The organism is Nocardia sp. NPDC003999 (assembly GCF_053604885.1).
Genome location: NZ_JBSGIB010000022.1, coordinates 1 through 24,664 on the forward strand (window position 1 = coordinate 1; position 24,664 = coordinate 24,664).

A 24,664-nucleotide genomic window follows, 5' to 3' on the forward strand; every position below is an offset into this window, starting at 1 on the left:
CCCGAACCACTCACCACCACACCAGCAACAACCAAAGCCGAGACCGTTATCGGAGCAGATACACGCATTCGGCCACACCCAATCCTCGACGTCGTCCGCGTCTCGGGACGGATGCACCGCACGGACAACGGAGTCCTTCTGCCGGGCCGTAACCACGACCCCGGCCCGCTCCCTCTGATGAAGCGAACCTTCGATAACATAAGGTACACAACGCCGAGGACATCACGGGTTGGATCACGGAAATTCGCAGTAACTTAGCGCTTCTGGCGACAACCCCTGAAACCAGGGTACCGGCCCGAGCCGCCCCATGCCCGTGCCCGTTTCGTCCGTTGCCATCACAGGCTCGATGAGGTGATCCATTGGCGCACCGCACTTGTCGGCCGCAGCGGCGTCGCTCGAGCTACTTCTTCGCGAGCCTCCCGGCGGCGTGATGCGCGTCGCCTGCACCGAAGTCAGTCTCGCGTCATTCCGGTTCGCGCGACCTCGCTCGGCGCCGCCGCCGCGGTCGCCACGGTGGCCGCGGCGGCACGCTCGGCCTCCTCGACAGTGCAGCGGCCGAGGCCGCACGCCGTCGCCACGCCGTAAGCGGATCGCCCGGCGGCCGCTTCGAACAAGGCCAGGCTTCGGATACCGTCTTGCGCTTCCGCGGGCGACACGACCCCGGCGATGACGCGCCAGTCCGGGTCCAGCCGGCGCAGCGGCCGGTAGAACGCCGGCTCCAGCGGGGCAGGATGAGCACCGTAGGCACAGGGGATGTGCGCGGGTGGCAGCGGCACCGCGCGAGCGCGCAGGTCTCGTGCGACGGTGTTCAACAGCCGCACGGCCGGCGCGAGACTACGCGGGGCGAGAAGTTCTTTGTGCTGGTAGTCGCCGTAGCACAGATGCAGGACGGTTCGCGCGCCGAGATCGTGTGCCCGCGCGAGGAAATCGGCCAACTGTCGCGCGACCAGACGCCCGACCGGAGCCTGCGCACCGAATCGCGCCGCCTTCACCAGTGCGAGCTGGGCGATCGGCGACTCCACCTGCCAGGTGATCATGTCGCCGTGCTCGGCGGTGACTCGGGCCATTTCGGCCAGCACGGCCTCCACGAAAACCGGCAGGTTGCGCAGCGCGGGAGTCACCGTCCGGAGGTGGCGCAGCGCGCGCCCGAGCGGAAGACCGTCGGCCACCGCGGCGCCTCCGAACACGAACAACGCCAAGTCCAGCGGATTCGGTTGACTGATCTGCAATCTCGTGTCGGCGAGTTCCGGATGTCGATCCCGCAGCGCGCGAAAGGCGGTGACGGCCGCGCCGATACGGTCGGCGCGATCCATCGCCACGTGCCGGGGTTCGAGGGTGGCGCCAGGGCGAATGCCGTACACGCGCATGTCGGCGTAATCGGCGAAGTCCCCGCTGCGCACCACTTCGAAGACGTCGTCGTGTTTCTCCCGCTCCCGCAGGTACTCCACGACCCAGGTGGGATCCAGGTCCCGCGGTACGCCGGTGAGCCGGCGGCCCTGGCTGCGCTGGACGAACCACTCCAGCACGTCACCGTCATCGGTCGTCAATGGTGCGGGCAAGCTGCCCACGAAGTGCACGAGTCGGGTCATCGCCTGTCCAACACGTAGTCCACCCGAACGGATCAGGTGTTCACCTACCGCTCAGGGCCCCGATCCGGCGGCCGCCAAGCAGGATAGGCTGATCGATAGCCAGAAGTTCGCCACTGCTGGGAAGCCGGCGCTGGACTACTGCGGCGGCTTTTCGGAAACGCACCGCGTGGTGCAATAGCGTCTGCCGGAACTACCTGGTAGAACTCGGCCATGGTCGATCGAACGCGGTTCGCGCGGTTGGCGCTGGACCAGGTTGCCGCCGAGTTGGACGGCACGGCTCTTCGCGGCGGCTACCTCACCTCGGAACGGATGCGATTCCTCGCGACGAAGGTCCGCGACGCCGGACAGGCCTACGACAAAGCTCTCGAATCGAACGCGGCCCCGGAATAAGCTCCGAAGACGTGCCGACCGCCGATTACGGGAGGCCGGAAGAACGATCCGGCCGCCCACCCCTTCCCTGCGCTACCCGTGCCCGTTCGGCGGAATTCGAGACCCGGTGGCCTGCGCCCGACCGCTCGGCGCTCGGTCGACGTGGATCCGGCGTCGCCAGATATCGGAGGGATTCCAGTCCGGCGCGGTCCGCCCACGCGTGAGGGGGAACGCGGCCAGCCCGATCAGTAGCGCCGAAAAATGCCCGATGCCGGTGAAGGTGGGGTGGATGAGCAGCGGGATGGCGAACCACACCAGGATTCCGCCGAGGTACAGCCACCGCCACGGCCGGGCGACATGGTAGGTCAGGACTCCGATGATCGCGGCGAGGAAGTAACTGACGCCGATATCGCGGACATCGATCATCCCGGGATCGGCGTAGCCGTGGCGAATCGCCAGGGCCAGGATGCCCTCGCTGAGGTACGTGGCTCCGACGTGCGCGCCCAGACCGACGATCGCCCAGCGCAACGCGCCGAGCCACCGTTCGGCCGGCGCGTGGAAGACGCAGAACAGCACGAAGTAGGGCAGCCAGAAGTAGCCGTCGATCCACAGCAGACTGGTCACGAGGACGTGCACCGGATCGGACTCGAGGTGACGCAGGTTGGTGGAACGCTCACCCAGCAGTCGCTCCAGATCGCCGCGCGGCACCAGGTGCTGGATGATCGTGGTGCCCAGCAGCACAGCCAGCCAGGCGAAGGTCCACGGGGCGGTGCGGACGTACTGCCAGATGGACGCCGTGCGGCTGGGTCGCGTGCCGCCGACGTCGGCTGCTCGAGTCATGGCGCGGCCTTCCCTGTGGAGTCCTCCGCCCGGAGGACGCGACCGCCCGGCAGCATTGCCGACTCGAGACGCGCGCTCCTGGCTCTGCCAGGTGAAACACTACTCTCGGACCGGCTGGAGATCCCGCCGATGACCTGTCCGCGCCCGGGAACCCGCCGAGCGAAGTCAGCCCGCCGCCCGCACGGCGGCGGTGCTGAAATCGTCGACGTCGGCGCAGGCATCGAACGGGAGCGGCGGATAGCTGCCGTCCGTCGGGTGATCGGGATCGCCGTATTGGGCGCCGGGGAGCGCGGTCCAATCGATCGCGAGCCTGATGAGATGACCGTTCAGGCGGCCGTCGCTACTGGGCCGGTAGGTCAGGCTGACGGCACACCGCGACGGCACGGGACCGTACACGGTCGAACGGAGAATTATCCCGCTCAGGCCCGCGGCCCGGTAGGGGCCGCCGTCCAGTCCGGCCGATACCTTCTGCTCCGCGTCCAAGCGGTACTCCAGGTCGACCTGCAAGCTGTATTTCGCGCCCGACTCGGCGAAAGTCAACTGGCAGTGATACGGAGCGATCCACCCGACCGAGTTCAGCGTCCAATCGTTGTACCGAGCCTGCACGGCGTCTCTGGCCGCACACGGATCCTTGCCGTACAGCGCCTTCCCATCGGCGGGCTTGCCGCGGGGCGCGAGGGTGTTCAGCCGATCGATGATCTTGCCGACGTAACTCTTCTCCACATCGCATTTCTCGGGCCATGGCGTATTGGCCGGCGCGCCGTCGGGCGGGATCTTGCGCAACCGCAACCGGTGCGCGTAGCCGCTGTTCCCTGCGGGCACATAGTAGTAGCACGTGTCGGCGGCAGTACGCTCGTCGGCCAGGCGGGACCGGTAGATCGTATGACCGTTGACCGTTTCGGCTTTGTCCCGCGCACGGTCATCGTCGTCGTATACCTCGCCGAGTGACAGTTCGAACAGGTAGAGCGCTTCCTTCGAGCCGGGTTCGCCGACGTGATCGCCCACTCTGAGTTGGCACCCGGTGAGTCCTGGTCCCTCGCGTAACACCGATTTCGTGCCCAGGTTCATCGATGGCAACGGCTCGGTGTCCAGCATCGAGCACGGATCGGCGGCCCGGATTCCGGCCATCAATGGCTCGGCGCCAGGGCTGGTGACGATACGGTCGTGTTCGCCCACCGAACTCGCCGTGATCGAGGGCGTGGATGTCGTCGTCGTTCCGGTCGGCGCGCTACTGGTGCTGCTCGGCGCCACCCGATCCTCGGTGACATTCTTTCCGCAACCGGTCACCGCGCTCACCGCGCAGACCATCGTCAACACGGTGGCTGCGGCCAAGCTACGGAGTGTCATCACGTCCCGTCGTAATCTCGCCCAGCTCGGAGCTTTTCATTCTGTCGGTGCTGGGTTACGGCCATCCAACCCTACAAGCTGTTTCCGAACAACCGACGAGCCGACTGTCGCCGTCCCGTCCGCAGCGCTGCGGACGATCCCGCGATCATGAGCGTCCCGTCGGCAACGAAGGCCTCCACCACGATGTGCGACACTGGAGATATTCAGCCGCAGAGCTTTCCGCGCACTGCCCGACCGTCTAGGTCGACGAGCAGCCGTCCTCGGGCGACTCCGGGGCAAGCGGCCCGGTGCGGTTGGCGGTGAGCATTCGGACGGCCGTGATGCGCAGGTCCGGACGGGGTCGCCGGGCGGTGAGTTCGGCCAGGCAGATCTCGCCGACCATGGCCACCTTCATCCGGGAGGCCGCGTCGGGGTCCGGCCATCCGGCGGCCACCATGTCCGGTCGTCCCACCGCGATGAACAACTCGTGGCGACGGCGGATCTCCTCGCGCAGATCCGGGTCGGTGCGCGCCTGCACCATGAACGCCTCGGTGCCGCGGGCATCGAGACAGGCATCCAGGAATGCGTCCAGGCTGGGGCCGATCCGTTCGATCCCCGGCGGAATCCCGGCCAGCGCCGCGGCCACCGACTGCGACAGCGCGTCGAAGAAGCGGCGGTGCAGCGCGATGACGTAGCTGCGGCGGTTGACGAAGTGGTGATAGAAGGTGCCCTTGGCCATCCCGGCTTCCTCGACCACCGCGTTGATCGAGAGACGGTGCAGCCCTTCGCGTTCCGCCACCACGGTGCCCGCGATGAGCAGCGCCGTGCGACCGGGGTCGGCAATGACTGTCATGTTTCCGAATTCTCCCCACTCTTTCTGAAAAGCCTAGTGTCGTGCACCGGCCGCACCTACGCTGTGACCGATCGGTCGGTCGAAGCCTAGCTGGGTTCCGGATGGGCCATCGGGTCATCGAGGACCGATCTGATTCCGGGCGACCCTGGGGGTTCGAAATGTCCGCTGAGTTTAAATTGGTGAGCGGCGATGTGGTGCCGCTGGCGTCGAACGCGTGCTATCTCGTATCGATCGATGACCTGTTGCCCGCGGATTCGCCGCGGTCCAACGGAGAGGATCGCAGGCATATCGCGCGACTGGCCGAGAGCGATACCGAATTACCGCCGATTCTGGTGCATCGCAGCACCATGCGCGTCATCGACGGAATGCATCGGTTGCGCGCCGCGCAATGGCTCGGACGCGAGCACATCGACGTCGTGTTCTTCGACGGGACACCGGCCGAGGCCTTTCTGCGCGGAGTCGAGCTCAATACGACACACGGTCTGCCGCTGACACTTTCGGACCGCAAAGCGGCGGCCGAACGGATCATCGAGACGATGCCGGAATTGTCCGATCGAGCCATCGCGTCCACTGCGGGACTGTCCGCGCGCACGGTGGCCACGATCCGCCAACGTTCGAGTGCGGAAATTCCGCAGTCGAACATCCGCGTCGGCGCCGACGGCAGGCGCAGGCCGATGGACCGCGCGCAGCGCAGGCGCCGGGTCGCCGAGCTGCTGGCGGCCTCGCCGGACATGCCGCTGCGCGCGCTGGCCGCCGCGGCCGAGGTATCCATCAGCACGGCACACGCGATCCGCAAACGCCTGCGCGAGACCGGGTCCTGCGATCGCGACAACACCGCGGAGCAGCCCGAGGGCAGCGCGCTGCTGCTGCAACAGCTCACCCGCGACCCGGCCATGCGGCACAGCCAGCAGGGCCGTGACCTGCTGCGCTGGCTGCACACCCATTCGATGCAGCGCGAAGTGTGGACCACGCTGGTGGCCACGGTCCCACCGCATTGCATCCCGGCCGTCGCCGAACTCGCCAGCCGCAATGCCAAGGAATGGCGAGCGCTGGCCAGCTACATCGATCCCGGCGCCGCCGAATAGCGCCCGGCCGCATCGGCATTCGCCACCGCCGGAGTTCGAGAAAAGGTCATTCATCATGCTTGTTGGTCTCGCACGCCTGGCAACCCGGCGCCCGCGATCCATCCTGTACGGCGCGCTGCTCATCGGGATCGTCTGCGTCGGGCTCGGCTGGTCGGCGCCCGCCCACCTGAAGTCCGGCGGTTACATCCCGTCCGACACCGAATCCACCGAGGTCGCGGCGTTCCTCAATCGCGAATTCCCGGGTGCGGCACCGAATCTCGTGCTGCTGGTCACAGCGCCCGACGGGCTGGACAGCCCCGCGGCCCGCACGGTCGGCGAGCGCCTGGCCGCGGATCTGCGCGTCCGCGACGAGGTCGACGCGGTCCAGTCCTACTGGGAGCTCCCGCCGGATCTGCGGCAAGGGCTGCGCGGCAACGACGGCCGCGCCGGCCTTGTCCTGGCTCATGTCACCGGCGACGACACCGACGCGCCGAAACGGGCGGGCGCCATCGCCGAACACGTGAGCGGCGACTTCGACGGCGTCTCCGTGCGGGCGGGCGGCCAGGCGGTGGCGTTCGACGAGATGAGTCATCAGATCGTCACCGATCTCCTGGTCACCGAGGCGATCGCGATACCGCTGACCGGCCTGGCCCTGATCCTGGTCTTCGGCAGCCTGACCGCCGCGCTGATCCCGCTGTCGGTCGGGGTGTTCAACGTCTTCGCGACGCTGCCGATCCTGCGGCTGCTCACCGAGGTCGGCGACGTGTCGATCTTCGCGCTGAACATGATGAGCGCGCTGGGTTTCGCGGTCGCGATCGATTCGAGCCTGTTCATGGTCAGCAGGTTTCGTGAGGAACTCGCCGCAGGGCACGACACCGGCTCCGCGGTCTCGCGCACGGCGCGCACCGCGGGCCGCACCGTGCTGTTCTCCGGCGTGGTGATCGCGCTGTCGCTGTCGACGCTGCTGGTCTTCCCGCTGTATTTCCTGCGGTCGCTGGCCTATGCGGGGCTGGCGGTGCTCGGCGCGGCCGTATTCACCACGCTGCTGCTGGTGCCCGCCGCGCTCGCGCTGCTCGGCCCCCGCGTCGACGCGTTCGACCTGCGGGTGCTCCTGCGCCGCCGACTCCGGCGGCCGCAACCCGAGCCCGTGGAGGTCACCGCAGGCAGGTGGTATCGCCTGGTGCAGTGGGTCATGCGCCGCCCGGTGGTGGCCGCGCTCTCGGTGATCGCCTTGTTGCTGGTGCTGGGTTCGCCGTTTCTGTCCATCCGGTTCGGCGCCGCCGACGACCGGGTCATCGCGGGGGCGTCCAGCCACGTGGTCGGCGACGCCTTGCGCACCGGTTTCCGGGAGAACGCCATGGCCGGTGTGGTCGTGGCCATGCCCGGGTACCGGGGCGGCGACGCCGACATCGCGGACTACGCGGAGCGTTTGTCACGAGTGGAGCACGTGACGTCCGTGCTCTCCGCGGCCGGCGTCTACGCAGGCGGGCTGAAAGTGGCCTCCGCGCCGCCCGGCATGCGCGACGACGCGGGCACGTACCTGCGGGTGGGCACCCGGCTCGACCCGTACTCCCCTGCCGCGATCGATCAGCTCGACCAGGTGCGCGCGGTCCCCGCACCGGGCCGGGCGCTGCTCGGTGGCGCGGCGGCCGAAAGTGTCGACTCGCTCGACGCGCTCGCGGCGAAAGTGCCGGTGGCCGTCCTCGTGATCGCGCTGTCGACGCTGGTGGTGCTGTTCTTCTTCACCGGCAGCGTGCTGCTGCCGATCAAAGCGCTGCTGCTCAACACGCTTTCGCTGGCGGCGACCTTCGGCGCCATGGTCTGGATCTTCCAGGAAGGGCACCTGGCGGGCCCGCTCGGCTTCACCCCGACGGGCTACCTCGTGCCGACCATGCCGATCCTCATGTTCTGCATCGCCTTCGGCGTCTCGATGGACTATGAGGTGTTCCTGTTGTCCCGGATTCGCGAGGAGTGGCTGTCCTCCGGCGACAACACCCGCGCGGTGGCGACCGGCGTCGCGCGCACCGCGCGGATCTTCACGGCGGCCGCCTGCCTGATGGCGATCGCCTTCGCGGGCATGGTGACCTCGCACGTGTCGTTCATCCAGCTGTTCGGCCTCGGCCTGACCCTGGCCGTGCTCAGCGACGCGACATTGATCCGCGGCGTGCTCGCGCCCGCCCTGATGCGCCTGCTCGGCGCGGCCAACTGGTGGGCCCCGCGTCGGCTCGCCCGGTGGCACGAACGTATCGAAATCACCGAGACCAGCGCAGCTCTCGAGCCAGTACCCAAGTAGTGCGATAGGAACAACATGGCGAAATTCCGCACAGGCGTGATGGATTCCGGCGTCTACACCCGGTTCGCGCCCGATCTGCAATTTCGCGGCAGCCGCTCGGTGGCGATGGCGGGCGGGGCGGACTCGCTCTGGGTGACCGACCATTTGCCCTCGATCCTGCCCGCCTCGATCTGGAAACCGCGGCACGTCGGCATCACCCGGCTCGCACCGCACGCCGACGGCATCTACGAACCGTGGACGGCGCTGGGCTATCTCGCCGCGCAGAACCGCTTCGCCCGCCTACGGCTCGGCGTCGGCGTCACCGACGCGGGCCGCCGCAATCCCGCCGTGACCGCGCAGGCCGCGGCCACGCTGCACCAATTGAGCGGGGGCCGCGCCATTCTCGGCATCGGCACCGGCATACGGGACAACAACGAGCCCTACGGCGTGGACTGGTCGGCTCCGGTCGGACGGTTCGAGGAGGCGCTGGCGACCATCCGGGCCCTGTGGGATTCCCACGGCAGCCTGGTCACCAGGGATTCCCCGTATTTCCCCTTGCGCGACGCGGTCTTCGACGTGCCGCCGTACCGGGGCACCCGTCCGGAGATCTGGGTCGCCGCCGGGGGCCCGCGCATGCTGCGGGCCGCCGGGCGCTACGCCGACGTGTGGTTCCCCGGCTTCGCGCAGCGCCCACACGAATACCGGCATCGCCTCGACCTGGTTCGCACCGCGGCCTCCGACGCGGGCCGCGACCCGTCGTCGGTCGCGCCGGCCGCCGTGTTCAGCGTGCTCACCGCCGCCCGTCCCGGGCAGGTGGACGCGCTCGTCGAGAGCGTGGGCGCGCGGGCGCTGACCCTGTGCGCCCCCGGGGAGATGTGGACCAGGCACGGCGCGACCCACCCGCTGGGCGAGGACTTCACCGGCCTGCAGGACTACCTGCCGCAGACGTTGGACGAGCGCACCGTCCTGGACTACATCGAGAAGGTCCCGGCCGCACTGGTACGGGAATTCTGTCTGGCCGGAACGCCGGACGAGATCGTCGAGCAACTCGCGCACTGGCGCGACCACGGTCTGCGCTATGCCGTGCTCATGAATCTCAGCGCAATTCATCCGAGCATCACACGAGGGATGTTTTCGAACGCGCCCCTGGTGGCGACGTTACGTAAATTGAAACGTCTGTAACACAAGACAATTGACGGCCGAGCCGCCCGAGCAATAGCATGCATTCGAGCGAAGGAGCTCGTCACAATATTTGTGCTGCTGCGGTCGGGGGGCTCAGCATGGTCCCGCATTCAAGGCCAGGAGAAATAATGGTCGACATTGCAATAGTGGGTATCGGCTGCCGGTTTCCAGGCGGTGTATTCGATGCGGAAAGCTACTGGAATTTTCTGTTGAACAAAGGCGACGGGATCGTCGATATCCCACCGGACCGTTGGAGTATCGAAAAGTACTACGACCCGGATCCGGACGCGCCGGGTCGTATGTACACGCGGCGCGGCGGATTTCTCACCCAGCCGCTGTGGGATTTCGACGCCGACTTCTTCGGCATCGCCCAGAAGGAGGCCGCGATCCTCGACCCCCAGCAGCGGCTGCTGCTCGAGGTGACCTGGGAGGCGCTCGACGACGCGGGTATGGCCGGTCGGGTCTCCGGCCACCGGGTCGGCGTCTACGTCGGCGGCTTCATCCTCGACAACGTGCTCGGGCGCAGCGGTCCGCTGGTCCGCTCGGCGATCACCAGCCACACCGCGATGAGCGCCTCGCACACGTTGTTGTCCAACCGCATCTCCTATCTGCTCGACCTGCACGGCCCGAGCCTGACGGTCGACACCGCCTGCTCGTCCTCGCTGGTGGCCACGCATCTGGCGGTGCAGGCGATCGCCAACGGCGAGTGCGAGATCGCGCTGGTCGGCGGGGCGAACGCGATGCTGCAGCCGGAGACGTTCATCTCGATGTGCAAAGGCCGGTTCCTGGCGGTCGACGGTCGCTGCAAGACCTTCGACGCCGCCGCCGACGGCTACGGCCGGGCCGAGGGCGCGGGCGCGGTGCTGCTCAAGCCGCTGGACGTCGCACAGCGCGACAACGACCGCGTCTACGCCGTCATCCGCGCGACGGGGGTCAACCAGGACGGCCGCACCATGGCCATACCGGTGCCGAATCCCGTTGCGCAGGAACAACTCGCTCGCCAGGTGCGCGACGACGCGGGTGTCGCGGCGCACGAAGTGAGCTACCTCGAGGCGCACGGCACCGGCACCGCGGTCGGCGATCCGATCGAGCTGTCCGCGCTGGGCGCGGTGTACGGCGCGGTGGACGGCCGCGGCGAACCGGTGCCGGTCGGCTCGGTGAAGAACAATTTCGGGCACACCGAGGCCGCGGCCGGGGTCGCGAGTCTGATCAAGGCCGCGCTCACCCTGCACCACCGCACGGTCGCGCCCCAATTCGAGCTGATCACGCCGAATCCGGCGATCGAGTTCGACGAGCTACGACTACGGGTGCCGCTGAGCGCCGAACCGCTGTCCGCGGCGCCTGGGAAGGGTGTGGTCGCGGTCAACGGCTTCGGCTACGGCGGCACCAACGCCCACGCCGTACTCGTCGAAGCGCCGCCGGCGGCCGCACGAACCGAGGACGAGCGCCCGGTACCGCGGGTGCTGCCGATCTCCGGCCGCCACGACACCGCCGTGCGCACGCTCGCCGGTGAACTCGCCGACGCGCTCGACCGGCATCCCGCCGAGTCGGTGACCGCGGCCGCCTGGACCCGCCGCGCCCACCACCCGCTGCGGGTCGGCTTCGCCTACGACGACGCCGACGATCTGCGCACCCAGTTGCGCGCCTTCGCCGCCGGAGAGGGTCGCGCCCCGTCCCGGATCATCGGCGACGGAGAGGTCGAACCCGTCTTCGTCTTCAGCGGAATGGGCCCGCAGTGGTGGGGCATGGGCCGCGAGCTGCTCACCACCGACAGCACGTTCGCCAAGGTCGCCAGGGAGATCGACCGTGAGTTCGTCTCGATCGCGGGCTGGTCGATCCTGGACGAGATGCTCGCCGACGAGGACGGCTCGCGGATCATGCAGACCGCGTACGCCCAGCCCGCCAACTTCGTGCTGCAGGCCGCGCTGACCGCCGAACTGGCCGAGTACGGCGTGTATCCGGCGGTGGTCGTCGGGCACAGCGTCGGCGAGGTCACCGCCGCGTACGTGTCCGGCGCGCTCTCGCTTCGCGACGCGCTCACCGTCAGCTATCACCGCGCGCGACTGCAGGCGACCACCGCGGGCACCGGCGGCATGCTCGCGTTGGGCATGTCCGAGAGCGAAGCGCGCGAGTTGCTCGCCCGCACCGACAGCATCTCGATCGCCGCGGTGAACAGCCCCGGCGCGGTCACCCTCGCCGGCGACAGCCAGGACCTCGAACTGCTGCGCGACACGCTTTCTGCCACAGGCACATTCGCGCGCAGCCTGCGTGTCGAGGTGCCGTACCACAGCCATCTGATGGACCCGATTCTCGACGATCTGCGGAACGCGCTGGCCCAACTGGCGCCGCGAGACGCGAAACTCACCACGTACTCCACCGTGACCGCCGCCGAGATCGCGGGCACGGACTGGGACGCGGACTACTGGTGCCGCAACGTCCGCGAGCCGGTCCGGTTCGCCGACGCCATCGGAGCGCTGGTCGACGCGGGTCACCGGGTCTTCCTCGAGGTGGGCCCGCATCCGGTGCTCAGCGGCAACATCCGCGAGATGCTGATCCATCGTGGCGTGATCGGCGCCGCGGTGACCACGCTCTCGCGCGATCTGCGCGATCGCAACAACGTGCTGCGCGCCGTCGCGGACCTGTATGTCGCGGGCTCGCTGGACGGTTCGGCCGTGCCGGGCCGTCCGGACTCGATCGTCGAGCACCTCGACCTGCCCGCCTACCCGTGGCAGCGCAAGCGGGTCTGGCACGACGAGGCGGTGACCCTGCTCGATCGCCTGGGCAGGCCGGACGGCTACGCGCTGCTGGGCGATCCCACGACGGCGGGGAGCCCGGAATGGGAGGTGCAACTCTCGGTGTCGCGGCTGCCTTGGCTACGCGACCACGTCGTGGCGGGACATGTCGTGCTGCCCGGCGCGGCCTATCTCGATGCCGCGCTCAGCGCCGCCGTCGAGCGCACCGGACGCACGAGCCTCGGGCTCGAGTCGGTGGAATTCGTCGCGCCGCTGGTGATCGACGAGCACGACATCCCGGTACTGCGGGTGAGCGTGGAGGAGTCGACCAAGCGCTTCCAGATCCGCTCACGCTCGGCCACCGCCGCCACCTGGACGCTCAACGCCCACGGCAGGCTCATCGAAGCCGATTTCACCGCCGCGGTCGTGGATGTCGACGCCCCTGAGCACGCCGTCACCGTCGCGGGCCCGGATCTGTATCGCGGTCTGGCGGCGCGTGGGCTGGACTACGGTCCCGCCTTCCAGCGCATCGTTTCGGCCGTCGTCGGCGCGGACGCGGTGGTCGCCTCGCTCGCGCCGATCGAGGAGGAGACGCCGATCCGGCACCTGGCCCACCCGGCCCTCGTCGACGCCGCGTTGCAGTGCGTCGCCGCGCTGGCAGCGGACTCGGACACCGACGTGGCGATCGTGCCTGCCGCCATCGCCGGGGTGCGCAGGCTGGGCCCGCTGCCGGAGCGGCCTCGTGTCGTGGTGACCCGGCGCGGAGTCGACCCGCTGCGCGCCGACATCGCGATCGTCGGCGAACAGGGCGAGGTGGCCATGCGGCTGCTCGGCGTCGAGTTCCGTCCGGTCAGCGCGGCGATCGATGTCACCCATCAGCTGGATCGCGTTTTCTACCAGCCGCTCTGGGAGATCGTCGAGACACCGTCCGGTGCGCGGCCCGCCGAGGAGGAGGCCGTGGTCGCCGTCTGCGTCGGCGCGGACGCCGCCGACCGTGCGGCGTCGCTGCTGGGCGAGCGGACCGCCGTCACCGTCGTGCTCGCCGACCCCGAAGCCGACGACAACGACGAGCGCCTGCGGCTGGCGCTGCGCTCATCCGAGGGCGTACCGATCGCCGAACGGATCCGGGTGATCAGCGTATTCGGCGACGCGTTCGACGGGTCGCGCAACGTCTACTGGCTCGCGCGGGTGGCCAATGCGGTCGAGTATCTGCTCGCCGACGCGCCGCAGGTCCGGGTCCGCAGCGTCGTCGTCACCGAGGACGCGCTGTGCACGCCCGCCGACAGCGCCGCCAAGGTGGCGCACGGCGCACTGGTGGGGGCGCGGCGCGCGCTGCTCAACGAACAACCCGCGGCGGGCTGGCGGCTGGTCGACGCGTCCTCGCGCTCGGGAACGCCGCTGGCGGATCTCGTCTTCGCCGACGACGTGCTCGACGAGATCGGTGTGCGGGGAACCGATCACTGGGCGGTGCGGCTGGACCGGAATTTCGGCACGTATCTCGACGAGCGCAACCGGGCCACCCCGCTGTCGGATCCGGAAGCCTCGTTCGTGGTGGAGATTCCCAAGTCGCGGCTGATGTCGGATCTGGCGTTGCGCGAAACCGAGCGGGTCGCGCCGGGACCCGGCGAGATCGAGATTCGGATGGAAGCGGCCGGGCTGAATTACAAGGACGCGATGAAGGTCATCGGCGTGCTCACCGAAAAGGAGCTCGCGGGCACGTATTTCGGCACGACGGTCGGTATGGAGGGCTCCGGTGTGGTCGAGCGTGTCGGCCCCGGCGTCACCGATGTCGCGGTCGGCGACCGGATGATGGTGTGCGCCCGCGACATCCTCCGCAAGTACGTCACCATGCCCGCCGACGCGGGCGCGACCATGCCGCACCGGCTGCTACCCGGCGAGGACTACGATCCGTTGACCTGCGGATCCGGGTTGCCTTATCTCACCGCCGAATTCGGATTGCGGACGCTGGCGCGCCTGCGGCCGGAGGAGACCGTGCTCGTGCACGGCGCGGCGGGCGGCATGGGCATGGCCGCGGTGCAGGTCGCGCTGGACATCGGCGCCACCGTGATCGCGACGGCGGGCACGCCCGAGCGGCGCGCGCAGGTGCGCGCGCTCGGCGCGCAGCACGTGTTCGAGTCGCGGTCGGCCGACTTCGTCGACCAGATCGCCGATCTCACCGGCGGCCGTGGCGTCGACGTGGTCTACAGTTCGGCGCCCGGCGAGATCCTGCGCCAGAACTTCCGGGTGGCCGCGGAATTCGGCCGCGTCGTCGACATCGGCAAGGCCGACATCTACACCGGCGGCGTCATCGATCTGGGGCCGTTCGACCGCAACCTCACGTTCTTCTCCGTCGACATGGACCGCGCGCTGGCCCACGATCCCGAACTGCTGCGCACGCCGATGCGCGCCAGCCACGCGGCATTGCGCGCGGGCGCCTACCGATACCTGCCGCACACGGCCTATCCGGTGTCGGAGCTGGCCTCGGCGTTCGAGTCCGTCGCACGATCCGATCAGATCGGCCGGGTTGTGCTGGACCTGCGCGAGGAGCAGCCGATGGTGCGCCCGAGACTCGCCCACCCCCGGATCGACCCGGACGGCTGCTATCTGGTGACCGGCGGCTTCGGCGGCTTCGGCCTGGCCACCGCCCGGTGGCTGGTCGCCGAGGGCGCACGGAGGCTAGTGCTGGTCGGCCGCAGCGGCGCGTCCACCCCGCAGGCCCGGCAGCAGGTTGCGGCGTTCACCGCGGCGGGCGTGACGGTGCTCGAGGAGCGGGTGGACGTCGCCGACTACGCCGCGACGGCCGCGTTGGTGGATCGCATCCGGTCGGTCGCGCCGCTGCGCGGGATCTTCCACGCGGCTGGAGTGGTGAACAACCTGCCGATCCCGCAGATCACCCGGGAATCGCTCGACGAGCTGTTCGCCAAGGTGCGCGGAGCGCAGCATCTGGACCGGGCGGTCGAGGAGGCGGGCATCGAGCTGGACATGTTCGTGCTGTACTCCTCGATCAGCGCGCTGGGCTGCATCACCCCGCAGATCGGCTATGCCGCCGCCAACGCCGCCCTGGACGCGCTCGCCGCCGACCGCCGTGCCCGTGGCGCCGCGGCACTGGCGGTGAACTGGGGCTTCATGAGCGGCGGCGGTATGGCCGACAAGACCGAGGCGCTGGTGGACTACGTGAAGTCGATCGGTTTCCTGCCCATCGACATGGACCGGGCGACCGCTCTGCTGCGCGAATGCCTGGCGCTGGACACCACCCAGGTCGCGGTGGCGGACATCGACTGGACGGTGTGGTCGCGGGTGGCCCGGCCGTCCACCGACACCCGTCGCTTCCGGCAGCTGCTCACCGACATCGGCGTCGGCGGCGAGGCCGGCGGCGCGCTGCGTACCGAAATCCTCACGCTGCCCGCCGAACAGCGCGCCGACTTCGTCGCCCAGCGCCTCGCCGATCAGCTCGCGGTGGTGCTCGGCGTGAAGACCGATGCCATCAACATCGACGAGCCGGTCACCGACCTCGGCATGGACTCGCTCATGGCGATGGAATTCGGGGCCCGCACCGAGAAGGAACTCGACGTCAAGATCTCCGCGCTCGAACTCAGCCGGGGCCTGTCGCTGCGCGGCATCGGCGCCAAGGTGGTCAGCCAGTTCGCCGAGCCCGCCCAGGCGCAGGCCGCGGCATGAAAGGCACCGACATGTCCACCGAACTCATCGCTTACGCCGATATCGACACCGTGCTGGGGCACCGCGACGGGCGCTTCTTCGGCGAGGGCTACAAGCGGATCACCCACCGCATCTTCGACATCACCCTCGACCGCGACGCGCAGGACCGTCCCCGGCTGACGGCGACCGCGGGAGTGCACTATCCGCTGGACTGGTCGCGCAAGAGCACCCGCGTGCTGGTCCCGCACGTGAGCAGCATCGATTGCTCGATCTTCGGCTACCGGCTGCTCGAGGTGATCCTGCGCGAGTGCTACGGGCTCACCGACAGCGAGATCCGTTCGTGCTGGGTTCCTTTCGTCCAGTTCAGCAGTGGGACCATCGCGACGGAGTCGCTGGAGGAGTTCCCGATCAGCGCGACGGTGGTCGCGGTGGAGGGCGACACGATCAGCATCACCGGGGCGCTGGGCGGCGGTATGAGCCTGGAGGCCACCGTGGCGTTGCCCGCGCCACCGCGTCCGGCCCAGGCCGCACGGCACACCGTGCACGAGACGGGCCGGGGGTACTTCCACGGCGGGGTGTACGCCCGCGGACAGTACCTGCGCAATGTCGTCGTCTCCGACGGCGGCAGCCGGGCGCAGGCCGATTTCGCGCTCGCGGAACCGGATCCGGCCGGGCCGTGGCACGGTGTGGCCGACGCCTACCAGCCCTCGGTCACGCTGGTCGACGCGACGGTGATCCTGGCGCAGCTGTCCCAGGTCGTGCTCTACGAACTGGACAACATCGCCCGCAAGGACAGCGAGACGCTGTGGATGCGCCGGATGACCGCCCGCGCGTCCGCTCCCCCGGCACCGTTCACCTCGGGCACCGCGACCACGCACATGGCGCGATCGATGGTCCTCGCCTTCGGCGGCGGCGACTGGCGCATCTCCAGCTGGGCGTCGGACTTCGCCGGGTGCGAGATCCGATACGACCTCGCGCACCGACTGCCCGCCTAACCCGCGCAATTCCGAACGTTCAGAAAGGCACCCCCATGTCGGGAAACAATTATCGACGCATCGTGATATCCGGGACCTACTCGACCGGAAAGACCACGACCTCCACGGCGCTGTCCCTGCTGACCGGGATTCCCCGGGTGGACGCCTCGTCCGCGCGCGAAGTGGTCACCGAGCTCTATCCGGGCATGCGGTTCCAGGACCTGAGCACCACCGAACTGATGGCGCTCGGCTTCCGCAGGCTGGAGTTGCGCATCCAGGCCGAGGCGATCCTCGATGCCCAGGGCGGATTCATCGCCGACGGTTCGGTGCTCAACGAGTGGGTCTACGGCACCACGCGGCTGATCACCGGCCCGAACCCCGGGTCGACCCGGTGGCACAAGGCCGTCAAGAACACCCTCACCCTGCCCGGCCGGCCGTTCTACCGCCGCTACCTCAACGCCTACGGCGATATGGCCCGGCAGCGGGCCCGGCAGAATTACGACATCTTCTTCCACCTTCCGGTGGAGGTGCCGATGGATCCCGACGGCCACCGTCCGGTCGACGAGCGCTACCGCGCCATCTCCGATCGGCAACTGCTGCACGCGATCAGCGAGCTCGGGCAGCCGGTGGTGACAGTGCGCGGCACTCCCGAACAGCGCCTGGAATCCATCGTCTCGATGCTCGACATCCCCACCGTGATGGACATCGACGTCGCGGTGAAGGAGGCGATGGAGATCGTGCGCAGCAGCCGCGAGCGGGTTCAGGAAACGATCATCTCCCAGGCACAACCGAACACTCTCGGCCGCAAGATCAAGTTCGCCACCCGCGTTTAGGAGCACGCCATGACCGTCCTGCTGGACAAGACCAAACGCTACAACCCGATCGACTCGTGGTTCTACGACAACTTCATCTCCGATGCCGTACGGGAGATGACCCCGACCCTGTTCGACGACATCGTCGCCCAGCTCGACGACGGCGCCCAGGTGCTCGACGTCGGTTGCGGCGGTGGGCAACTCGCGGTCGGACTGGCCACCGCCGGGACCACGTTGCGGCTGACCGGCATCGATCTGTCCCCGCAGCAGGTGCGCAGGGCACGCAAGCGCGGCGCGGCGCTGGGCAGCCGGATCCAGTTCCGGGAAGGCTCGGCGATGGACCTGCCGTTCCCCGACGCCGCCTACGACGCGGTGATCAGCTCCGGCTCGATCAAGCACTGGCCGAATCAGCGCAAGGGTCTCGCGGAGATGATCCGGGTGCTGCGGCCGGGCGGTCTGCTGCTGGTGATCGAGGCGGATCGAGGCTGCACCTTCGAGGACGCGCGGTCGTTCGTCGACCGCTGGAAGCTGCCGCAGCCGATGGCGCGCGCCTGCCTGCCGTTCTTCCGCACCTACATCGCCGGCTACGGCATCGACCTGGAGGACGGCCGCGAGCTGGTGGCCGATCTCCCGGTCACCGAGGCGACGGTGCGGCGCATCTCGGGCGAGCCCGGTATTCAGATCACCGCGCGCAAACTGGACGAGTGAACACGGCTCCCGTCGGCGAATACTGCCGGTGATCGAGCCGGGCGGCGGCACGGCCGAGACGCCGCCCGGCTCGACCCGGTGTTCTCACGAGCGCCGGCCGCGCTGGGGCTTGCGTGCGGCTTCGTCGGCTACCTGAGCCTGCCGTTCGGCGGGCACCAAGGCGCGGATGTCCTCTCGGGAGCCGATCATCAGTTTCGCCAGGATCGAGCTCATCTGGGCGTCGACGGTCTTGAACGAGCTGCCGCGCCGGGCGGCGATGGCGGTGTTCGTCCAACCGGCCGCCGCCAGCACGGCCACTTCCTGTTCGGCCGCCGACAATTCCTCCCAGTGCGAGGGACGGCGCTGCCGGACCGGATGTTCGACAGGTAGCCGGTCCAGCGACAGCTTCCCCAAAGCCAGTTGCACCACCTCGCCCAGCTCCGGACGCAGCAGCGCACCCTCGCGCTCGGCCTCCGCGAAGGCGGACTCGCCCAGGACCGCCCGGGCGGTGGCTGCGGCGATCTCGGTCTCGATGGCGAACGGGCCGAGATTGGACATGTTCACGCCGATTCTGTCGCGCAACGTGGCGCCGCCACCGACCAGGCGCGCGATATCGCGTGCCCGCGCCGTCACCGTGCCGGAGCCGCCGCCGGTGTCGGTGTCGGTGTCGCGGATCGAGCGCGCCAGTGCCCAGGCGGTGATGTGGACGGCCCACACCGCGCCCCACTGATCGCGCATCGCCAGCTGAGTGGTCAGCGCGGCCCGTATCACGGTGAGCGCTTGTTCCGTATCGCCGTGTCCGGTCAGCGCGATCCCCCGCGCCAAACCGGCCCACGACGCGGCCCATCGCGCGCCGGAGCGCTCGGCGTGGTCCAGGTGCCGCCGGGAGGTCTCCAAAGCCTGCGCCGGTGTGCCGAGCAACGCCGCGGCCAGCGCTTCGAACAGTTCGCTCATCGCGGCCCCGCCGCGGTCGCCGTCGGCCAGGAACCGCTCCCGAGCGCGGGCCAGTACGGCGATCGCGCGCACATCCCGGCGCACCAGCATCAGCTCGGCGCCTCTGGCGAATTCCACCGGGGCGGGCAGCTCGATGTCATCGAGCCGCTCGCGCCACCCCGCACGAGCCGCTGGGTCGGGCAGGCAGAGTGCGACGCATTCGTCCAGCATCCGATCGGCGTCGTGGTGCATGCCCTGGCACAGGCTGATCCACGTGATCAGCGACATCGCCGTCACCTGCAGCGGCACCGGCTGCGGGTCCAGCGTCCGGCTGGCGGCCAGCGTGCGCTCGGCCCAGCGGCGCGGTTCGCGCAGCGAACCGCTGAGGAACGGGATGCGCAGCGCGATCAGCCCGGCGGCGATCTCCAGCCCCACCACGGCCTCCTCCGGCACCGTGAGGCTGCCCGCTATGGCGCACAGCAGGTTGTCCCAGGCCGCGCGCGCCCAATCCAGCAGATCCTGCTCGTCCGGGCCGAACCATCCCGCTCCGGCCGCAACGACCTTGTCGCGGTAGTAGCGGCGGTGCCTGCCTGCCAGCCGGGCCGGTTCGCCGTCGCGTTCGGCCAGTCGCTGCTGGGCGAACAAGCGGACGCTCTCCAGCAGTGAGTACCGCACCGTTGTCGCGGTCAAATGCACCGTGACCAGTGATTGGTCCGCGAGCCGTTCGAGCAGGCCGTCGATCTCCGCGCGAGCCAACCCGCCCGGCTCGTCGTCGGCGCAGACCGCCTCGACCGCCTCCAGCTCCGCGCCGACGTCCGACTCCGCCGGGTCCGCGTTCTCCGGGTCGACGTCGTACCCGGCCGCGAACACCGACAGCCGGTCGAACAGCAGCCGCTCTTTGTTCCGGCACAGGTCGTACGACCAGGCGATGACGTCGCGGATACCTTGATGCCGTGCCTCCGCGCCGATCCGGGGACCGGGCGACCAGCGCAGCCGCCGGTCGCTCGCCTCGCCGGTGAGGTCACGCAGGATCATCCGCAGCGGCTGCCGCAACAGCCGTGCGGCGGCCAGACGGATGTAGAGCGGATGGTTGTGCACATGGCGGCAGATCTCCACCGCCAGGTCGGTCTCCTCCTCGGCGACGGTGTGCCCGGTCAGACCGGCGCGCGCACGGAACAGGGTGAGCGCCTGTTCCCGCGACAGGGCGGGCACCGGCACCAACTGCTCGTCGACCCAGCCGATCGCCTCGCGGCTGGTGGCCAGCACGGTCAGCCCCGGCGCCGCCTCCAGCAGGTCGGCGATCACCCGCCCCGCGCCGTCCAGCACGTGTTCGCAGTTGTCCATCACCAGGATCGTCTGCAGGGTGCGCCCGACCGCGTCGCGGCGGCGCAGCGTGTCCAGCACCGCCTCCCACGCCGACCGGCCGGAGAAATCGGCGTCGATGAGCGATCGGGCGAGGAGTTCCTCGACCGCCGCAGCGCCGGAGTCCCGGGACAACAGCGCCAGGCGCACCCAGTGCACCGGCACGCGTCGCGCCTTGTGGAACCGCTGCGCCGCCTCGGTCGCCAGCCTGGTCTTGCCGATGCCACCCGCGCCGATCAGCGTGACCAGGCGGGTTCCGCCCAGCAGCGCCATGCCGATCTTCTCCAATTCGCGCTCACGCCCGACGAAGTCACTGGTGGCCACGGGTGCAGACCCCAGACCCGGCGTACGTCCTTCCGACACAACAGGGCAGCGTAGTCGGGTCGCGGCGGCGGATACGCGGGTCTCTACCGATGCGCGGTGTCCACCTATACGCGGACGATTGCGCTGTCACGGCAGTCGATCGCACGACCGGAAGGACACGATGGTGGGACGGATACTGGTACTCGGGGCGGGCGAATGCGGGTTACCCCTCGCCCACCGTCTGCTGCGCGGCGGCCGGACGGTGACGCTGGTGACCGATCGGGACGCCGACGCGGTCCTCGCCGGCACCGTGACCAGCACCCAGGTCAAGTTCCCGCCCACCCTGGACCTCGAATCGGATATCGGCCTGGGCTTCTGGCGCTCGACCGCGCCGAATATCGAGGGCATCCGGTTCACCATGGCCATCGATCGCGCGGCGGTGGTCGGCTGGACCGGACGATTCACCCGCCCCGCCCAGAGCGTTGATCAGCGGACGGTGTTCGCCCGCTGGCTCGGCGAGTTCCTGGCCGAGGGCGGCGACTTGCGCATCGCCGAGCCCTCGGTACCGGAACTCGACCAGCACGCCGCCGACCACGACCTGACCGTGGTGACCCGTGCGGGTCGTGAGCTGGCCGGCTGCTTCGAAGCCGATGCGGCGTGGCCGGTAGCCGCCGCACCGATGCGGCGACTGGCGGTGCTCTATCTCGACGGCGTCCAGCCGGACCCGGAGAACCTCGGCTACTACACCACGCTGCCCGAGCACGGTGAGGTGATCTCCTATCCCGGGCTGACCGGACGACCGGGGCAGGAACGCCGCTGCGAAATCCTGCTTTTCGAGGCGCGGCCGGGCGGCGTGCTGGACGTTTTCGACCAGCACGGCACGCCCGCGCGACGTTGGGCGCAAGCCCGGGAACTGCTGGACGCGCACCTGCCCGCCGAACTCGCCGAGCGCTACCGGCACGCTCAGCCGACCGATGCCGGAGCGACGCTGGTGGGCGCGGTGACTCCGGTCATGCGTCGTCCGGTGGGCACCCTGCCGTCGGGCAGGCCGGTGCTGGGCGGAGGCGACGTCGTCTGCCGGATGGACCCTGGCGGCGCACAGGGCGCCAACAACGCCGTGCACTGCGCGGTCCGCTACGGCGAGGCGATCCTGCACGATCCCGACGGCCCCTACGACCGCGCGTGGATGGAGTGGGCGGCCGCGCCGTGGCTGACGGCCGTCGCGCACCCCGCCGCGCGGTGGACGGCCACCGTGCTCGATCCCCCACCCGCCCTGCGCGAGATGATGCTGGCCGCCCAGCACGACACGACGCTGGCGGACGCCTTCGCCGACACCTTCGCCCGGCCGGCGAACCTCACCCGGCTCGCGGCGGCAGCGCCGTCCTGACCGACTGCCGGATTCAGGATTGCCAGGGCGGCGTTTCGGGAAAGACGACCGGCAGCGCGGTCAGAGCGCGGTGAAAAGGCCCCGGCCGCCAGGTCAATTCGTGCACCGGCACGGCGGGTCGCAGTTCCGGCAGCGCGTCCAGCAACTGGTCCACCGCGTCCTGGCCGATCAGGTAGGCCGCGCTGCGGGCCGGACAGGCGTGTGGCCCGGCGCCCCAGGCCAGATGTGATCGGTTGCCGCTGTGGTCGTGCCCGCTGATCGCCGGATCGTTGTTGCAGGCGGCGAAGCTGATGACGACCGGCTGATGCGCGGGCAGCCAGACGTCGTCGATCAGGATCGGCTGGCGCGGATAGGTGACCGAGAAATTCGCCATCGGCGGGTCGGTGAACAACACCTCGTCGAGGGCGTCTCGGGTGGACATGCTCCCGCCGAGGACGTCGCCGCCGAACCGGTCGTCGGTGAGGATCAGCACCAGGGTGTTGATGATCAGGTTCTGCAGCGGTTCGATGCCCGCCCCGTAGAGCACGACGAGCTGATGGATCACCTCCGCGTCGTCCAAACCGGCCGGATGCCGTAGCAGCCGCGTCGTGATGTCCTGGCCGGGCTCGGCGCGCTTGAGTTCGAGCAGCCGCAGCAACGCGGTGACGAGCAGGCGATTGCCCTCCTCGGCGTCCACCCCGTCGAACACGGCGCGGGTCGCGGCGGCGACTTCCTGCCCGATCTCCGGCGGGCAGCCCAGCATGGCGTTGATCGCCTCGAAGGCGAGCGGAAAAGCGTACTGCGACACCAGATCGGCGCTTCCCGCCGCGCAGAAGGCGTTGATCAGCGGGACCGCGATCCGCTCCACCGTCTCGTGTAAGGCGTGCAGATCGACGGCATCGATGCTCGCGGTGTTCGCCTGGCGGTAGCGCGCGTGCTCCTCGCCCGTGCTGCGCATGGCGTTGGGGCGCCACTCCAGCACCGGCAGCACCGGGCAGCCGGTGGGGACGTTCGCCTGCCAGGCGCGCGGGTCGGCGGGAAAGTGGGCCGGATCGTGCATGATTCGCACGGCCGTGTGATAGCCCAGTACCAAGGTCGCCGACACGCCCGGCGCGAGCTCGACCGGCGCCATCGAACCGTAACGGGCGCGCATGTCGCGGTAGGCGGCATGCGGATCGGACGCGAACTCCGGGGAAAACAGCGATACGCGCTCGATGTCGTGGTCGATCGGCGAACCATGGTGTACGCCGGAGTTATTCGCGGTGCGATCGAGGTCTCGGGACGTGGTCAACGCGTCACTCCCACGGTAGAAGCGTGCACGGCGAGCGCGGGCGCACTCGGCGCGGATCGTCGCGGCGTCGTCCGGTCCATACGGCGCACCACTGCGACGCATCGTCCCGACCGCGCAGCGGATCGACACACAGGATGGTCGCGTAGGTAGAACGCGGGCATCGGTAGCCGCGCGTGACCTGCGGCAATGCGAGCGCTTCCGCTGCACCGCAACCGGATTCGAGACCGCTCGTCGCCCGGTCGTCCTCCACCGATCGACACGGTCACCGGCAGCGCCGTGGGGCACGCGAATCCCTCTGGGACGCTGGGTATTCGCTACAGAAGGCAGGACCGACGGACGCGTCCGATCCGAAACGGCGGCCCGGCCGCGCGCCCGCATCCCCGGGAGCACAAGCACTTCGACGTGCAAGTGGCTGGTGTATAACTTCCATCGGCCCGGTCGACTCCACCGACAAGCGATAGCGAGAAACGATGCACGGTTACCTGAACCAGGTGTCCCAGAGCACGACCCCCTCCGGCTATCCCACGCGCGAGCCCGAGACCCGTGCCGTCACGCCGCCGCGCACCGCGGATCTCGTCGTCAGCGCGCTGTTGTGGTTCCTGCCCGCGACGCTGGCGGCGATGTCGACGATCCTCGCGCCGTGGTTCCTGATGGCGGGCGGCATCTGCGAGTCCAAGCCGGAGTGCCGGGTCGACACCAGCGCGGGCGTCTGGATCATGGTCGGCGGCGGAATCGTGGGCTTCGCCCTGGGCGCGTTGCTGTCGGTGCTGGCGGCCCGGCAGGGACGGGCGATGTTCCCTGGCGCGTTGGTCGGTGCGGTGCTGGTCCTGCTCGCGTGGTTCGCCGCCTCGTTCCTCATGGGCTGAACCGCGCGTCGGCAGCCGCCGCGACGGACCCGTGACCGCGCGGCGCTCGGGGGGTCAGTTTGCGTCGTAGATGCCCTGACAAAGGGCCGACGCGGTGGTGCGCACCCGCTCGTCGGTTTAGTGCGCGAAGCGATCCGGGGCCATAGGAACTCGCCACTGCGCCGCGGACCTCGGGCCGCTTTGTTC

Annotated in this window: 16 protein-coding genes; 10 read left to right on the forward strand and 6 right to left on the reverse strand. The window is 69.4% G+C overall.

Annotated features, from left to right (window positions below; translation table 11 throughout):
- Positions 1-452 precede the first annotated feature (452 nt).
- On the reverse strand, positions 453-1,589 hold the full coding sequence (locus tag ACWESM_RS30235; RefSeq protein ID WP_364435558.1) for a hypothetical protein: 1,137 nt from the start codon (positions 1,587-1,589) through the stop codon (positions 453-455).
- 210 nt (positions 1,590-1,799) lie between these two features.
- On the opposite strand from ACWESM_RS30235, the gene ACWESM_RS30240 reads away from it, so the two are divergent.
- Positions 1,800-1,979 (forward strand): hypothetical protein, encoded by a 180-nt coding sequence (locus ACWESM_RS30240; protein WP_355081194.1) that lies wholly within the window; start codon positions 1,800-1,802, stop codon positions 1,977-1,979.
- Positions 1,980-2,051: 72 nt separating this feature from the next.
- On the opposite strand, the gene ACWESM_RS30245 is transcribed toward ACWESM_RS30240, so the two are convergent.
- The 3 genes from ACWESM_RS30245 to ACWESM_RS30255 all read right to left on the reverse strand — a co-directional run bounded on the left by ACWESM_RS30245 (position 2,052) and on the right by ACWESM_RS30255 (position 4,977).
- Positions 2,052-2,798, reverse strand: coding sequence for a rhomboid-like protein (locus tag ACWESM_RS30245; RefSeq protein ID WP_355081192.1), 747 nt, complete (start codon positions 2,796-2,798; stop codon positions 2,052-2,054).
- Positions 2,799-2,963: 165 nt separating this feature from the next.
- Positions 2,964-4,130 (reverse strand): DUF3558 family protein, encoded by a 1,167-nt coding sequence (locus ACWESM_RS30250; protein ID WP_397276578.1) that lies wholly within the window; start codon positions 4,128-4,130, stop codon positions 2,964-2,966.
- Positions 4,131-4,383: 253 nt separating this feature from the next.
- The gene (locus tag ACWESM_RS30255) at positions 4,384-4,977 is read right to left on the reverse strand and encodes a TetR/AcrR family transcriptional regulator (RefSeq protein ID WP_356968376.1); all 594 of its coding nucleotides are present in this window, start codon (positions 4,975-4,977) and stop codon (positions 4,384-4,386) included.
- Between the two features lie 158 nt (positions 4,978-5,135).
- Between ACWESM_RS30255 and ACWESM_RS30260 the strand changes: the two genes are divergently transcribed.
- The 7 genes from ACWESM_RS30260 to ACWESM_RS30290 all read left to right on the forward strand — a co-directional run bounded on the left by ACWESM_RS30260 (position 5,136) and on the right by ACWESM_RS30290 (position 18,378).
- Positions 5,136-6,062 (forward strand): ParB/RepB/Spo0J family partition protein, encoded by a 927-nt coding sequence (locus ACWESM_RS30260; RefSeq protein ID WP_355081186.1) that lies wholly within the window; start codon positions 5,136-5,138, stop codon positions 6,060-6,062.
- A gap of 55 nt (positions 6,063-6,117) precedes the next feature.
- The gene (locus ACWESM_RS30265; protein ID WP_452494678.1) at positions 6,118-8,334 is read left to right on the forward strand and encodes an MMPL family transporter; all 2,217 of its coding nucleotides are present in this window, start codon (positions 6,118-6,120) and stop codon (positions 8,332-8,334) included.
- A gap of 15 nt (positions 8,335-8,349) precedes the next feature.
- The gene (locus ACWESM_RS30270) at positions 8,350-9,495 is read left to right on the forward strand and encodes an LLM class flavin-dependent oxidoreductase (RefSeq protein ID WP_355081182.1); all 1,146 of its coding nucleotides are present in this window, start codon (positions 8,350-8,352) and stop codon (positions 9,493-9,495) included.
- 128 nt (positions 9,496-9,623) lie between these two features.
- Positions 9,624-15,905 carry an SDR family NAD(P)-dependent oxidoreductase gene (locus ACWESM_RS30275; protein ID WP_452494681.1) on the forward strand — a complete coding sequence of 2,094 codons (6,282 nt, stop codon included), beginning with the start codon at positions 9,624-9,626 and terminating at the stop codon, positions 15,903-15,905.
- A gap of 11 nt (positions 15,906-15,916) precedes the next feature.
- On the forward strand, positions 15,917-16,879 hold the full coding sequence (locus tag ACWESM_RS30280) for an AvrD family protein (RefSeq protein ID WP_355081178.1): 963 nt from the start codon (positions 15,917-15,919) through the stop codon (positions 16,877-16,879).
- A gap of 62 nt (positions 16,880-16,941) precedes the next feature.
- Positions 16,942-17,691 carry an ATP/GTP-binding protein gene (locus ACWESM_RS30285; RefSeq protein ID WP_355081177.1) on the forward strand — a complete coding sequence of 250 codons (750 nt, stop codon included), beginning with the start codon at positions 16,942-16,944 and terminating at the stop codon, positions 17,689-17,691.
- Positions 17,692-17,700: 9 nt separating this feature from the next.
- Positions 17,701-18,378: a class I SAM-dependent methyltransferase gene (locus ACWESM_RS30290; protein ID WP_355081175.1), complete on the forward strand. Its 678-nt coding sequence runs from the start codon at positions 17,701-17,703 to the stop codon at positions 18,376-18,378.
- 84 nt (positions 18,379-18,462) lie between these two features.
- Here the strand turns inward: ACWESM_RS30290 and ACWESM_RS30295 are convergent, their stop codons facing one another.
- Entirely contained in the window at positions 18,463-20,976 is a 2,514-nt protein-coding gene (locus tag ACWESM_RS30295) for an ATP-binding protein (protein ID WP_452494683.1), read from the reverse strand.
- 160 nt (positions 20,977-21,136) lie between these two features.
- Between ACWESM_RS30295 and ACWESM_RS30300 the strand changes: the two genes are divergently transcribed.
- The gene (locus tag ACWESM_RS30300; protein WP_452494685.1) at positions 21,137-22,342 is read left to right on the forward strand and encodes a styrene monooxygenase/indole monooxygenase family protein; all 1,206 of its coding nucleotides are present in this window, start codon (positions 21,137-21,139) and stop codon (positions 22,340-22,342) included.
- 13 nt (positions 22,343-22,355) lie between these two features.
- Here the strand turns inward: ACWESM_RS30300 and ACWESM_RS30305 are convergent, their stop codons facing one another.
- On the reverse strand, positions 22,356-23,612 hold the full coding sequence (locus tag ACWESM_RS30305) for a cytochrome P450 (RefSeq protein ID WP_452494687.1): 1,257 nt from the start codon (positions 23,610-23,612) through the stop codon (positions 22,356-22,358).
- 470 nt (positions 23,613-24,082) lie between these two features.
- On the opposite strand from ACWESM_RS30305, the gene ACWESM_RS30310 reads away from it, so the two are divergent.
- Positions 24,083-24,478 (forward strand): hypothetical protein, encoded by a 396-nt coding sequence (locus ACWESM_RS30310; protein WP_355079285.1) that lies wholly within the window; start codon positions 24,083-24,085, stop codon positions 24,476-24,478.
- Positions 24,479-24,664: the final 186 nt, after the last annotated feature.